This is a genomic window from Streptomyces sp. NBC_00572, from assembly GCF_026341815.1.
Classification (GTDB): Bacteria; Actinomycetota; Actinomycetes; order Streptomycetales; family Streptomycetaceae; genus Streptomyces.
The window spans coordinates 2,350,578-2,363,221 of record NZ_JAPENX010000001.1 but is presented as its reverse complement, the minus strand read 5'-3'; the positions used below and the strand labels follow the sequence as shown (position 1 = coordinate 2,363,221).

At 69.5% G+C, this 12,644-nt stretch carries 11 protein-coding genes; 8 read left to right on the top strand and 3 right to left on the bottom strand.

Features of this window, described 5'->3' with window-relative positions; translation table 11 throughout:
• The first annotated feature begins 89 nt into the window (after nucleotides 1–89).
• The 5 genes from OG514_RS10685 to OG514_RS10665 all read left to right on the top strand — a co-directional run bounded on the left by OG514_RS10685 (nucleotide 90) and on the right by OG514_RS10665 (nucleotide 2,476).
• On the top strand, nucleotides 90–662 hold the full coding sequence (locus tag OG514_RS10685) for a hypothetical protein (protein WP_266900817.1): 573 nt from the start codon (nucleotides 90–92) through the stop codon (nucleotides 660–662).
• Between the two features lie 14 nt (nucleotides 663–676).
• Nucleotides 677–856, top strand: a complete 180-nt coding sequence (locus tag OG514_RS10680) for a hypothetical protein (RefSeq protein WP_266893242.1) — start codon at nucleotides 677–679, stop codon at nucleotides 854–856.
• A 120-nt stretch (nucleotides 857–976) separates the two neighbouring features.
• Nucleotides 977–1,396, top strand: coding sequence for a BlaI/MecI/CopY family transcriptional regulator (locus OG514_RS10675; RefSeq protein ID WP_266893240.1), 420 nt, complete (start codon nucleotides 977–979; stop codon nucleotides 1,394–1,396).
• A gap of 9 nt (nucleotides 1,397–1,405) precedes the next feature.
• Nucleotides 1,406–1,951, top strand: a complete 546-nt coding sequence (locus OG514_RS10670) for an amino-acid N-acetyltransferase (RefSeq protein WP_266893238.1) — start codon at nucleotides 1,406–1,408, stop codon at nucleotides 1,949–1,951.
• A gap of 189 nt (nucleotides 1,952–2,140) precedes the next feature.
• Entirely contained in the window at nucleotides 2,141–2,476 is a 336-nt protein-coding gene (locus tag OG514_RS10665) for an Lsr2 family protein (RefSeq protein WP_030324199.1), read from the top strand.
• Here the strand turns inward: OG514_RS10665 and OG514_RS10660 are convergent.
• On the bottom strand, nucleotides 2,455–3,045 hold the full coding sequence (locus tag OG514_RS10660) for an SCO3374 family protein (protein WP_266893233.1): 591 nt from the start codon (nucleotides 3,043–3,045) through the stop codon (nucleotides 2,455–2,457). The two genes, OG514_RS10665 and OG514_RS10660, sit on opposite strands and share 22 nt — an antisense overlap.
• A 473-nt stretch (nucleotides 3,046–3,518) precedes the next feature.
• Between OG514_RS10660 and OG514_RS10655 the strand changes: the two genes are divergently transcribed.
• Nucleotides 3,519–6,041 (top strand): ATP-dependent Clp protease ATP-binding subunit, encoded by a 2,523-nt coding sequence (locus tag OG514_RS10655; protein ID WP_266893231.1) that lies wholly within the window; start codon nucleotides 3,519–3,521, stop codon nucleotides 6,039–6,041.
• 146 nt (nucleotides 6,042–6,187) lie between these two features.
• Here OG514_RS10655 and OG514_RS10650 read toward each other — a convergent pair whose 3' ends face one another.
• On the bottom strand, nucleotides 6,188–9,145 hold the full coding sequence (locus OG514_RS10650) for an NACHT domain-containing NTPase (RefSeq protein ID WP_266893229.1): 2,958 nt from the start codon (nucleotides 9,143–9,145) through the stop codon (nucleotides 6,188–6,190).
• Between the two features lie 476 nt (nucleotides 9,146–9,621).
• On the opposite strand from OG514_RS10650, the gene OG514_RS10645 reads away from it, so the two are divergent.
• Nucleotides 9,622–10,344 (top strand): M23 family metallopeptidase, encoded by a 723-nt coding sequence (locus OG514_RS10645; protein ID WP_266893227.1) that lies wholly within the window; start codon nucleotides 9,622–9,624, stop codon nucleotides 10,342–10,344.
• A 52-nt stretch (nucleotides 10,345–10,396) separates the two neighbouring features.
• Here OG514_RS10645 and OG514_RS10640 read toward each other — a convergent pair whose 3' ends face one another.
• Entirely contained in the window at nucleotides 10,397–10,954 is a 558-nt protein-coding gene (locus tag OG514_RS10640; protein ID WP_266893225.1) for a TetR/AcrR family transcriptional regulator, read from the bottom strand.
• A 101-nt stretch (nucleotides 10,955–11,055) separates the two neighbouring features.
• On the opposite strand from OG514_RS10640, the gene OG514_RS10635 reads away from it, so the two are divergent.
• Nucleotides 11,056–12,642, top strand: a complete 1,587-nt coding sequence (locus OG514_RS10635; RefSeq protein WP_266893223.1) for an MDR family MFS transporter — start codon at nucleotides 11,056–11,058, stop codon at nucleotides 12,640–12,642.
• Nucleotides 12,643–12,644: the final 2 nt, after the last annotated feature.

Below are 12,644 nucleotides of genomic sequence, written 5' to 3'. Positions count from 1 at the left end.
TCGACGCGCCGGAATGATCGCTAAGAGAAAATTGTCCGATTAGCGCGTATCGTCGGCCCATGCCCACGCCATACGGATCCCGCGGCGGCATGGCGTTCAGCGCGGACGAGCTGCGTGTGCTCCGCCGTGCCCTCGCCGTCGCCCTCCACCCCGCCCCCCTCCAGGACGAGGACGTCCAGGACGCGCTGCGCCTGGCCGAATCCGTCGACGAGGCAGTGCGCGAGGCCGGGCGGCTGCGCGCCTTCCTCCTCGACGACCTGGCCCGCTACCGCGAGGCGCTTCCCGGGTCGCTCAGCGGCTACCTGGAGCTCCTCCGGGACGCGCTCGCCGCCGGGTACGACCCCGCGGCCGACGACCTCGCCGCCCTGCGCGCGCTGCGCCGCAACCCCGCGGCCGCCGCACTGCTCGCCCGCTGCCAGATCCTCGCCGAGCGCTCCGTACGCGCGCGCCTGGCCCGGGTCTCCCAGGCCACCGGCACCCCCGTGACCACCGCCCCCAGGGCCCGGCTGCTCGCCCTCCCCGGTGGCCGTGCGGCGGCCGACGAGCCCAAGCCGACACCGCCCGTCCCGGCCGAGCGTCCGGTGCCCAAGCCCTCCGAGGTCTTCCCGCCGCGCCGGAGGCCCGTACCCCCGCCCCCGCCGGAGGAACGCGTCGCCGGATAGCTAGTCTGGTCGCCATGGACTACGTATCCGCGCTCGTGCCGCCCATCGTGATGGCCATCTTCTTCTTCGGTGTCGTCGCCATCATCATCAAGAGCCAGGGCGGCCCGAACAAGGCCAAGGAGGACGCGATCGTGGACGCCGCGATCGCCCGCGCCGAGTCCGCGCGCCAGGCGGACGGCACCTCCGCCAACTGAAGCCCTCGCGGGCTGCCGCAGCACCCGGGACGTGCGACCTTTCGAGGTCGCGCGTCCTTTTTGTTGCGTTTCCCTCCGTCAATGACCTGTCGTTGACGGTTTGCGCACTAAAGTGGCGTTGTGCCCCGTCCTTTGGGAGAGCTCGAAGACGCCGTCATGACGCGCGTCTGGCAATGGAACCGTCCGGTGACCGTCCGAGAAGTTCTTGAGGACCTTCAGCAGGAACGGTCCATCGCCTACACCACCGTCATGACCGTCATGGACAATCTCCACCAGAAGGGCTGGGTCCGCCGAGAAGTCGAAGGCCGCGCCTATCGATATACGGCGGTCTCCACCCGCGCCGCATACGCGGCGGCCCTGATGAACGAGTCATGGGCCCAGAGCGACAACCCCGCCGCCGCGCTCGTCGCCTTCTTCGGCATGATGTCGCAGGATCAGCGCGAGGCCCTGAACGACGCCATCCGTATCGTCCAGCGCGACAACCCGCTTCCCGCCCCGCCCGAGGAGGGCGCCGAAGGAACCGGGCCCCAGGAGCGATAGCGTCCCCCCATGTCGCCGTCTGCCTCCCCGGCCGCTTCCGCGGCCTCCGCCAAAGCCGTCACCGTACGCAGGGCCCGCACCGGAGATGTCGCCGCGGTCCGCCGTCTCGTCGATCCGTTCGTTCAGCGCGGCATCCTGCTCGACAAGGCGACCGTCACCCTTTACGAGTCCATCCAGGAGTTCTGGGTGGCGGAACGCGACGAGGACGCCACCGTCGTCGGCTGCGGCGCTCTCCACGTCATGTGGGAAGACCTCGCGGAAGTCCGCACTCTCGCCGTCGATCCCGAGTTCAAGGGCGCCGGCGTCGGACATCACGTGCTCGACAAGTTGTTGCACACCGCCCGATGGCTCGGGGTGCGGCGGGTATTCTGCCTGACCTTCGAAGTCGACTTCTTCGCGAAGCACGGCTTCGTCGAGATCGGCGAGACCCCGGTCGACGGAGATGTCTACAGCGAGCTCCTCCGTTCCTATGACGAGGGAGTCGCCGAGTTCCTCGGTCTCGAACGAGTGAAGCCGAACACCTTGGGCAACAGCCGGATGCTTCTGCACCTGTGACCCGGAACCCCCGGGGAACGCCGGGCGGAACCGTACGGGGAACCCGCGGGGAACCAACACGGAACCCTATGTCCGAATCGCGCACGTTTCCCGCGTTGCCGGGGTTCTGAACCTCTGCCAGGGGTTTGTGTTTTTCCGGGAAAAGCGGTTTCCTTTCCGCGTACTGCATTTTCGATGAAAGGAAATCCGGTGGCACAGAAGGTTCAGGTCCTTCTTGTCGACGACCTCGACGGCGTCGAGGCGGACGAGACCGTGACGTTCGCGCTGGACGGCAAGACCTACGAGATCGACCTCACCACCGCCAACGCGGAAAAGCTCCGTGGCCTGCTCGAGCCGTACACCACGAGCGGGCGCCGCACCGGCGGCCGTACCACCGGTGGACGCGGCAAGGGCCGCGCGGTGGCGACGGGCAGCCAGGACACCGCGAAGATCCGCGCGTGGGCCAAGGAGAACGGCATGAACGTGAACGACCGTGGTCGCGTTCCCGCCGACATCAAGGCCGCTTACGAGGACGCGAACCGCTGAGGCGGCAGCTGCTGAGCCGCCGGCCCCAGGGCCCGGGCACTCAGCAGCCGCACCCGGTGGCACTCCGCGGCAGCGGCGGCCACGAGACGCACCAAGCAAGGGGCGGCCGCACCGCCCCACGGCGCGGACCGCAGCGCCGGCAGCGAGGACTCGACCTCGCGGCCCGGTGCCGGGGCCCGCAGCCACACGGCGGCGCCCGGCGCGCCGGATCCGCCCCGCCCCGGGGGAAGGGGTGCGGTCATCCGGCCGTCGGCGCCCAGCACGGCGAGATCCAGCGAGATCCCGCCCCACTCGAGCCAGTCGAGCAGGCCCGGTAGCTCCTCCGCGCTCCCCGCGGCCACGAGCAACCGCATCCGTCGCCCCAACAGGGCGACCGGACCCGTCGCCGGGCCCATCCTGCGCAGCACACCGCGGCCGGCCGCCGCGGGCAGCTCCAGGACGTCGAAGCGCAGCCCCGTGACCAGCTGCACCGGCGGGCCGGCCACCGCCGCCCAGCCGAGCTCCTGCTCGTACCACCGCGCCAGACCGCCGTCGATCGGCGTACGGGGGAGCGGGACGGTGAAGGCCATGCCCGGGGAACTCCCGAGAGGGTGCGTTGGTTACGCCCGCGGTGGACCGCCTGGTGACAATCAGTCCCCCTCCGAACGCGCAAGGTGTCCGTGATGGGGCGTACGCGTGCATTCGGCAGCGCAAGGGTGTTCGCTGGTAGCGGAGGGAACCGGGGTGCGCCGCATGGAGTGTCAGTGCTTACGGGTAAGACATTCCTAGTGGAGAGGGGCGACTCGCAGGCTTCGGCGTCTCACGTTCGCCATCGGCGTACAGATGGCGCGGGTAACTACTTGGCCTGCGGGAACATCGTCTCGCACCATCGGGTTGGAGCATTTGTCGGCTGTTCGGCAGCAGGTCTCCCCGCGGAAGAGGGGGTGATCCGGACGGATGTCGGCAGTTGGAATGAGCGGTCCCCGCTTGCGGGACTAAGCTGCGGAAGGACAGGGAGGGGATCGACCCCTAACTGACTGACCGCTCTGAGGAGCGATTAACGATGTTCGAGAGGTTCACCGACCGCGCGCGGCGGGTTGTCGTCCTGGCTCAGGAAGAAGCCCGGATGCTCAACCACAACTACATCGGCACCGAGCACATCCTTCTGGGCCTTATCCACGAGGGTGAGGGTGTCGCCGCTAAGGCCCTGGAGAGCCTCGGGATTTCGCTCGAGGCGGTCCGCCAGCAGGTGGAGGAGATCATCGGGCAGGGGCAGCAGGCCCCGTCCGGGCACATCCCCTTCACCCCTCGCGCCAAGAAGGTCCTGGAGCTCTCGCTCCGTGAGGCCCTCCAGCTCGGCCACAACTACATCGGCACCGAGCACATCCTGCTCGGCCTGATCCGCGAGGGCGAGGGCGTCGCCGCCCAGGTCCTCGTGAAGCTGGGCGCCGACCTCAACCGGGTGCGGCAGCAGGTCATCCAGCTGCTCTCCGGCTACCAGGGCAAGGAAGCCGCCACGGCCGGCGGTCCTGCCGAGGGCACCCCCTCGACGTCCCTGGTCCTCGACCAGTTCGGCCGCAACCTCACCCAGGCGGCCCGCGAATCCAAGCTCGACCCGGTCATCGGGCGCGAGAAGGAGATCGAGCGGGTCATGCAGGTGCTGTCCCGCCGCACCAAGAACAACCCGGTCCTCATCGGCGAGCCCGGCGTCGGCAAGACCGCCGTCGTCGAAGGCCTGGCGCAGGCCATCGTCAAGGGCGAGGTGCCCGAGACCCTCAAGGACAAGCACCTCTACACCCTCGACCTCGGCGCGCTGGTCGCCGGCTCCCGCTACCGCGGTGACTTCGAGGAGCGCCTGAAGAAGGTCCTCAAGGAGATCCGCACCCGCGGCGACATCATCCTGTTCATCGACGAGCTCCACACCCTCGTGGGTGCGGGTGCCGCCGAGGGCGCGATCGACGCCGCCAGCATCCTCAAGCCGATGCTGGCCCGCGGTGAGCTCCAGACCATCGGTGCGACCACGCTGGACGAGTACCGGAAGTACCTGGAGAAGGACGCGGCCCTCGAGCGCCGCTTCCAGCCCATCCAGGTCGCCGAGCCGTCGCTGCCGCACACCATCGAGATCCTCAAGGGTCTGCGCGACCGGTACGAGGCCCACCACCGGGTCTCCATCACCGACGAGGCCCTCGTCCAGGCCGCGACCCTGGCCGACCGGTACATCTCGGACCGCTTCCTCCCGGACAAGGCGATCGACCTGATCGACGAGGCCGGCTCCCGGATGCGCATCCGCCGGATGACCGCGCCGCCGGACCTCCGCGAGTTCGACGAGAAGATCGCCGGCGTCCGCCGCGACAAGGAGTCCGCGATCGACTCGCAGGACTTCGAGAAGGCCGCCTCGCTCCGTGACAAGGAGAAGCAGCTCCTCGCCGCGAAGGCCAAGCGCGAGAAGGAGTGGAAGGCCGGCGACATGGACGTCGTGGCCGAGGTCGACGGCGATCTGATCGCCGAGGTCCTCGCGACGGCCACCGGCATCCCGGTCTTCAAGCTGACCGAGGAGGAGTCCAGCCGCCTGCTCCGCATGGAGGACGAGCTCCACAAGCGCGTCATCGGGCAGAAGGACGCCGTCATCGGCCTCTCGCGGGCCATCCGCCGTACGCGTGCCGGTCTGAAGGACCCGAAGCGCCCCGGTGGCTCGTTCATCTTCGCCGGTCCGTCCGGTGTCGGTAAGACCGAGCTTTCGAAGGCGCTCGCCGAATTCCTCTTCGGCGACGAGGACGCGATGATCTCCCTCGACATGTCGGAGTTCAGCGAGAAGCACACTGTTTCCCGTCTCTTCGGTTCGCCGCCCGGATACGTCGGCTACGAAGAGGGCGGCCAGCTCACCGAGAAGGTGCGCCGCAAGCCGTTCTCCGTCGTGCTCTTCGACGAGGTCGAGAAGGCCCACCCCGATATCTTCAATTCCCTTCTCCAGATCCTGGAGGACGGTCGCCTGACCGACTCCCAGGGCCGGGTCGTGGACTTCAAGAACACGGTCATCATCATGACCACCAACCTCGGGACCAGGGACATCTCGAAGGGCTTCAACCTGGGCTTCGCCGCCCAGGGCGACACGAAGTCCAACTACGAGCGGATGAAGGCGAAGGTCAGCGACGAGCTGAAGCAGCACTTCCGCCCGGAGTTCCTCAACCGTGTGGACGACATCATCGTCTTCCCGCAGCTGACCCAGGACGACATCCTCCAGATCGTCGACCTGATGATCGGCCGCGTCGACGAGCGCCTCAAGGACCGGGACATGGGCATCGAGCTCTCCCAGGCCGCGAAGGAGCTGCTCGCCAAGAAGGGCTACGACCCCGTGATGGGCGCCCGGCCGCTGCGTCGGACGATCCAGCGCGAGATCGAGGACTCGCTCTCGGAGAAGATCCTCTTCGGCGAGCTGCGCCCCGGTCACATCGTGGTCGTGGACACGGAGGGCGAGGGCGAGGAGCGCACCTTCACCTTCCGCGGCGAGGAGAAGACGGCCCTGCCGGACGCCCCGCCGATCGAGGCGACGGGCGGCACGGGCCCGAACCTGTCGAAGGACGCGTAAGGCGTAGCGCCTGAGCACAAGGGGCGGCCCCGGAACCTGATCGGTTCCGGGGCCGCCCCTTTTCGGATGTGTCGCCGACGTCGTCGCCGACGACCCAGGGCCCGTTCGTCGGGGCGTTCCGGGGCTTCAGGGGGAAGCCGGCGGGCTCATGTCACGATCTCGACCATGGGCGCGAGGCTCTCGACGCCGGTGAAGCGGGCGCCGTGGCCCACGACGGAGCGGAGCTGCGGCAGGGACGCGAGGGGCGTGAGGTCGTGGATCCGTTCCTCGACGTCGCCCAGGATCCGCAGGTGGCTCAGGGCGGGGAAGGCCCGGGCGATGACGTCCAGGGGCGCCGTGGTGCCGCCGCAGTGCACGTACAGCGCTTCCGTCCGGGGCAGCCGCAGTGGTTCGGGGAAGTCCCTCAGGGCCCAGGCGGGCAAGGAGAGGAACGAGAGCCTGCCCAGTTCGGCGAGCACGCCCCAGTCCTCCTCGATGTCCGGAACGACACCGAAGAACTCCAGCCTGTTGAGGTGGGTGAGGCGGCGGAGGAAGGAGAGTCCCTGTGTGGGGTGTCCGATCAGCGCGAGGCTCTCCAGCTCGTTCTCGGCCGGCAGGGTGTCCAGGCACCAGGCGAGGGACCCCTGGAGCTGCAGGCTCCTCGTCCGGCCGATCGTCTCGCGCAGCAGCTCCATGCCGTGGGGGCTGAGGCCCGGACGCAGTTCGGCGGCCTGGGGACGCAGTCCGAGGCGGGCGACCTCGGCGGCCTGTGCGTCGGAGACGAGCGTGAAGTCGAGGAGGTGGGTGTCGAGCCGGGCGATGATCTCCTCCGCGTAGGGGGTCGTCGGGAACCGGGACCATCCCCACATCAGCTGGGAGCGGACCGCGAGGTCCGGATGCCCGGTGAACCGGGCGAGGTAGGGCAGTGCGGCGTCATGGGTGATGTGCGTCGCCGCGATCACCACGTTCAGGGCCGACCGGTGGTCCAGATCCTCCGGGCCCGGCAGCAGGTCCAGGACCGCTCGGCCCACTGACGCCAGCTCGCGCGCCTCCTCCGCCCCGCGCGGTGGAATCACCTCCGCGGTCCGCGCCAGGATCCGTTCCCTGACCTCCGGCGCCACCTCCGTCGCATGGTCGAGTGCCGTGGCCGCCACCACCAGGACACGGAGCCGGGTACGTCGGTCCGGTGCCGCGTCCGCCGCCTTCAGGAGCTCGTCGAAGATCTCCGCGCACTCGCGCGGGCGCGCGTGCCCGACGGCCATGCGGATGACGTCCTCCCACTGGTCGTCCGCCGCGTGCCGGACGAGGACGCCGATGTCCCACCGGTCCACGAGGGCCTTCGCCGCGAGGTAGTCCTGGAAGGTGCGGTGGACGAAGTCGACCGTGTCCGCGGTCGGTTCTCGCAGCAGACCGCTGCGGTGGAGCAGATGGGTGAAGAGCGTGCCGGCGTCGTACCCCGCCGCCTCGGTGATCGCGGGCACGGCCTCCCGTACGACCGACTCGGCGCGCGAACGGTCCATCGACGTACGGCCGTTGAGTGTCAGCCAGTAGGCGAGGCGTTGGATCAGCTGGATCTGGGGGGCGTCGCCGAGATCGATCCCGTACGGCGTCCCCATGTCCCGCTCGCGGTCCCGGCGTGAGAGCAGCATCGCGAGCGCCGCGTCGTACAGCGCCTTGCGGCCGCGCGGCAGGAAACCGCGCCTCCCGTGGTGCAGGGCGCAGATCAGGCCGCACATCAGGGGGTTGGTGGCGAGCTGGGCGACGTCGGGCGTCGTCCGCAGAGCATCGAGAAGGGGCTGTTCGTACGGCGCGGCCTCGGGTCCGGCGGCCCGGTGCCAGCGGTGCACGAAGGTGGCGGCCTCGGAGGCGGACATCGGGGCGAGGGTGAGTTCGGTGAAGCCGTCCGACGCGAGCCAGTCGTCGCGTACGGCGGTGGGGCGGGAGGTCACGAGCCAGCGGTTGCCGTCGTAGGAGTCGAGGAGGTCGCGGAGCCAGCGGCGCGCGCGGTCGCGCTCGGCCTCGGGGATCTCGTCGATGCCGTCGACGAGGACGAGGCCGCGCCCGGCGGCGAGCACGCGGTCGGCCCAGCCGTCGGGCGCGGAGAGCGGGCAGTCGACGGCGGAGAGGAAGCGCTCGGGGGCGGGGAGCCGCTCGCCGTGGCGGGTGAGGGCGCGGAGGGGGAGGACGAAGGGGATCCGGCCGCGGAGGTACGCCATGTCGTCCGCGAGGTCCTCGCGGGTGGCCGAGACGGCCAGCCACTGGACGAGGGTCGTCTTGCCGGAGCCGGCCGTACCGCGCAGGAGCACCTTGTCGTGGCGGGCGAGGACCTGGTCGGCGCGGAGGCTGTCCGGGAGGGTGGGGCGCGACGGGTGGGTGGTGTGGCGCTGCTCGGCGAGCTCGGGGGCCGGCGCGGCCCCTGTCGCCTCCAGCGACAGGTACGCCACGTCCAGCGGCCACTTCTCCGGGGTGTCGCGGAGGTCCACTCCGTAGATGGTCAGGCGGCCGTGTTTCTTCGCCAGGTGGGTCAGGTAGCGCCGCTCGAAAGCGGCGTCCTCTGTGTCGGCCCTCGGTGTCCGGCGGATCAGCTCGTCGGTCTTCGCGATGAGCTCGCTCTGCCCGCGGGTCTGCTCGACCAGGCTGCGGGCCACGAACGTGGAGCGCTGGGTGAAGAAGTCGAGGATGTGGAGGCAGGCCCACTCCGTCATCGACTCCAGGTAGAGGACCGAGTCGGTGGACAGGCCGTCCGGGGCGGGGGCCGCCGCTCGCAGGCGGCGGGCGAGGGCGTGGTGGCCGAGGCCGACGGCCTGGACGTCGTCCATGTCCAGGTCGCCGAGGGCGAGGAGGGTGGTGGCGAGGGTGTCGGTGACGGCCTCGGTCTCGTCGGCGGGGAAGGGGCGCTCGCCGTTCCCGTCCCGGGAGCGGTCGACCAGCGTCCCCGCCAGCTTCCGGACGTCCTTCTCGGTCAGCGTGCGCTTCTCGCCGCGGAAGGAGACCAGGGAGGAGAGCCGGACCTTCTCCGACCGGCCCGTGAGTCCGGCCCCCGGACCCTCGCTGACCAGCAGTTTCTTCAGGATCGGGCCGATGGCGGCCGATGCGAGGCGCGTGCCGATCAGTGCCGGTTCCATGTGTGTCCCCCCGTGGGTCCCCGAAGCGGTCAGCGTAGTGCGGGACGGTCCTGCGGGCGGCTTGGTTGCGTGACCCAGGTCCCATTGGGGGCCGGTGCCTGGTGACAAGGCGCACAGGCGTTTCGAGGGGTACTAACCGGAATAGTGGCGACCTTTGGTGTCGATTCGGGACGTTCAGGAGTGAATCGGCGGGACCTAGGTCCCGGAGGGGCCCGAACCGGACGCCGGACGGCCTTTTGCACGGTTCCGGCCGCCCGCGACGTGCGGATAAACCGGTTCTCTTGTGCCGGTATGTCCGATTTCGAAGGTGGCCCCCGGGGCCGTCAAGGGCTGGACATCCCCGGAGATCGCTACGACCTGATGTCGTAGATGGGGTGTTTTGGGCTGGATGGGGGTCCGGGTTACCAAGGATGAGCAAGCCCGACGCAGAGCACCGTTCGCGTCGGGTCCCGTACTTCCCCGGAGGTTTCCCCCGTATGTCGAAGCGCATGAACCCCGCCGCCCGTGTCACCGTCGTCGCTCTCGCCGCCGCCGGCCTGGGAGCGACGATGGTGACCGGAGCTGGGTCCGCCTTCGCCGCCGAGGGCAAGGCCGCCGCCGCCCCGGTCGCGGTCACCGCGGCTGCCGCCGTCGCCGCCCAGGCCGACGCCCAGGCGCACGTCGCCGCCCAGGTGAAGGCCGCCGCCGCGAAGGCGACGGCCGCGAAGGTCACGGCCGCCAAGCAGGCCGCCGCGGTCAAGAAGGCCGCGGCCGTGAAGCCGGTCGCCGCCAAGAAGGCCGTGTCCTGGGTCAAGCCGGTCTCCGCGTACACGCTGAGCGCCAGCTACAACCAGGGCGGCGCCATGTGGGCCCACAAGCACTCCGGCCAGGACTTCGCCGTTCCGACCGGCACCCCGGTCAAGGCCGCGGGCAGCGGCACCGTCGTGAAGGCCGGCCCGAACGGCGGCGGCGACGGCCCCGCGTACGGCAACGCGATCGTCATCAAGCACGCCAACGGCACGTACTCGCAGTACGCCCACCTGTCGAAGATCAAGGTGCACATCGGCCAGAAGGTCCTCGTCGGCCAGCAGATCGCCCTCTCGGGCAACACCGGCAACTCCTCCGGCCCCCACCTGCACTTCGAGATCCGTACGACCCCGAACTACGGCTCCGCCGTGAACCCGGCCGCCTTCCTGCGGTCCCACGGCGTCTCCATCTGAGCCGTGATCCGAGCCGTACGCTGAGCCGTGGTCTGAGCCGTACGACCGAACTTCACTGGGCCCCGTGGGCCTGATTGAGCAGATCGAGGGCGACCTCGAGGGTGGCCCTGTGCTTCTCCTCGGGGTCGCCCTCGATGTTCTGCATGAAGAACGCGCCCGCGTGCAGGGCGAACATCGCGCTGACGCAGCGCACCTGGTCCACCATCGCGAAGTCCGGCTCCCGGATCAGCCCGGTCAGCGCCATCATGCGTTCCTTGAAGGTGAGGCCGACGCTGAGCTCGCGGACCGTCGCCTGGTTCTCCTGCATGAAGCGGAAGAGCGGGGCCGCCGCGCGCAGCGCCTCCTGGTAGCGGCGCAGCACCTCCTGCCGGGTCTCCAGGGTGCGGGGCTGCTCCTCAGCCCAGGTGATCAGCTCGTCCATGGGCCGGGTCAGGTCCTCGAAGACCCCGACGAGGATGTCTTCCTTGGTCTTGAAGTGGTAGTAGAGGGCCGCCTTGGTGACGTCGAGGCGCTCCGCGATCTCGCGCAGGGAGGTCTTCTCGTAGCCCTGCTCCGCGAAGAGGTCCAGGGCCACGTCCTGGATGCGCTGGCGGGTGTTGCCTCGGGCCATGACTGCCCTCCACTTTCCAAAGAACTTACTTGACGACCGGCAAGTTACGGGTCTACTTTCCCCAGTGTAGTAACTAGCCGGGCGGCAAGTAAGGGACTGACATGACGACGCAACAAGCGACAGCGGAACCGGCGCAGGGGGAATCGGAGACGCAGCCACGCAGCGTCCGTGTCGTCCTGCTCGCCCTGATGATCGCGATGCTCCTCGCGATGCTGGACAACATGATCATCGGCACGGCGATGCCGACGATCGTCGGCGAGCTCGGCGGCCTGGAGCACCTCTCCTGGGTCGTCACCGCCTACACCCTGGCCACCGCCGCCTCCACCCCGCTCTGGGGCAAGGTCGGCGACATGTTCGGCCGCAAGGGCGTCTTCCTCACCTCGATCGTGATCTTCCTGATCGGCTCGGCGCTCAGCGGCATGGCCCAGGACATGGGCCAGCTCATCGGCTTCCGGACCATCCAGGGCCTCGGCGCGGGTGGCCTGATGGTCGGCGTGATGGCGATCATCGGCGACCTCATCCCGCCCCGCGAGCGCGGCAAGTACCAGGGCATGATGGCCGGCGTGATGGCCCTCGCCATGATCGGCGGCCCCCTCGTCGGCGGCACCATCACCGACCACTGGGGCTGGCGCTGGTCCTTCTACATCAACCTGCCCCTCGGCGCCGTCGCCCTCGCCATGGTCAGCACCGTCCTGCACCTGCCGAAGAAGCAGCGCGCCACCGGCACCCGGATCGACTTCCTCGGTGCCGCACTCCTGACCGTCGGCATCACCGCGATCGTCCTCGTCACCACCTGGGGCGGCACGGAGTACGCCTGGAGTTCGGCGACCATCATCGGCCTCGCGGTCGGTGGAGCCGCCGCCCTCGCCGCCTTCCTGTGGGTGGAGACCAAGGCCGAGGACCCGATCATGCCGCTGCACATCTTCCGCAGCCGCAACTTCACCCTGATGTCCCTGATCGGCTTCATCACCGGCTTCGTGATGTTCGGCGCGGTCCTCTACCTGCCGATCTTCCAGCAGTCCGTCCAGGGCGCCTCGGCGACCAACTCCGGTCTGCTGCTCCTGCCGATGCTGCTCGCGATGATGGTCGTCTCGCTGGTCGTCGGCCGCTTCACCACCAGCACCGGCAAGTACAAGATCTTCCCGATCGCGGGCGGCGTCCTCATGACGGTCGGCCTCTTCCTGCTCTCCACGATGGACACCGGCAGCTCGCGGCTGACCTCCGGGATCTACATGGCCGTCCTCGGTGCCGGCATGGGCTTCATGATGCAGATCACCATGCTGGTCGCCCAGAACAGCGTCGAGATGAAGGACATGGGCGTCGCCTCGTCCTCCACCACCCTGTTCCGGACGCTCGGCTCCTCCTTCGGCGTCGCGATCATGGGCGCGCTCTTCACGAGCCGCGTCCAGGACGAGATGGCGACGCAGGGCGGATCCGGGCTCACCGAGCGGACCGCCCAGCTCGACGCGGCGAGCCTGGCCAAGCTGCCGGCCGCGCTCCGCGAGGCCTACCAGGAGGCCGTGGCCTCGGGTACGCACGGCGCCTTCCTGCTCGCCGGTGCGGTCTCCGTCCTGGCCTTCGTCTTCGCCCTCTTCGTCAAGGAGGTGGCGCTCCGCGGCGCCGGTCCCGCGACGGCCCCGGAGGCCGCCGAGGGCGACGACAAGGTGAAGGTCGCCGAGACGGTCTGACC

Excerpts from the sequence above, each read along its gene's own strand:
- OG514_RS10640 (WP_266893225.1), bottom strand. The coding sequence starts at position 10,954 with ATGGCCCGAGGCAACACCCGCCAGCGCATCCAGGACGTGGCCCTGGAC.
- OG514_RS10680 (WP_266893242.1), top strand. The coding sequence starts at position 677 with ATGGACTACGTATCCGCGCTCGTGCCGCCCATCGTGATGGCCATCTTC.
- OG514_RS10650 (WP_266893229.1), bottom strand. The coding sequence starts at position 9,145 with ATGGAACCGGCACTGATCGGCACGCGCCTCGCATCGGCCGCCATCGGC.
- OG514_RS10645 (WP_266893227.1), top strand. The coding sequence starts at position 9,622 with ATGTCGAAGCGCATGAACCCCGCCGCCCGTGTCACCGTCGTCGCTCTC.
- OG514_RS10660 (WP_266893233.1), bottom strand. The coding sequence starts at position 3,045 with ATGGCCTTCACCGTCCCGCTCCCCCGTACGCCGATCGACGGCGGTCTG.
- OG514_RS10670 (WP_266893238.1), top strand. The coding sequence starts at position 1,406 with ATGTCGCCGTCTGCCTCCCCGGCCGCTTCCGCGGCCTCCGCCAAAGCC.
- OG514_RS10685 (WP_266900817.1), top strand. The coding sequence starts at position 90 with ATGGCGTTCAGCGCGGACGAGCTGCGTGTGCTCCGCCGTGCCCTCGCC.
- OG514_RS10635 (WP_266893223.1), top strand. The coding sequence starts at position 11,056 with ATGACGACGCAACAAGCGACAGCGGAACCGGCGCAGGGGGAATCGGAG.
- OG514_RS10655 (WP_266893231.1), top strand. The coding sequence starts at position 3,519 with ATGTTCGAGAGGTTCACCGACCGCGCGCGGCGGGTTGTCGTCCTGGCT.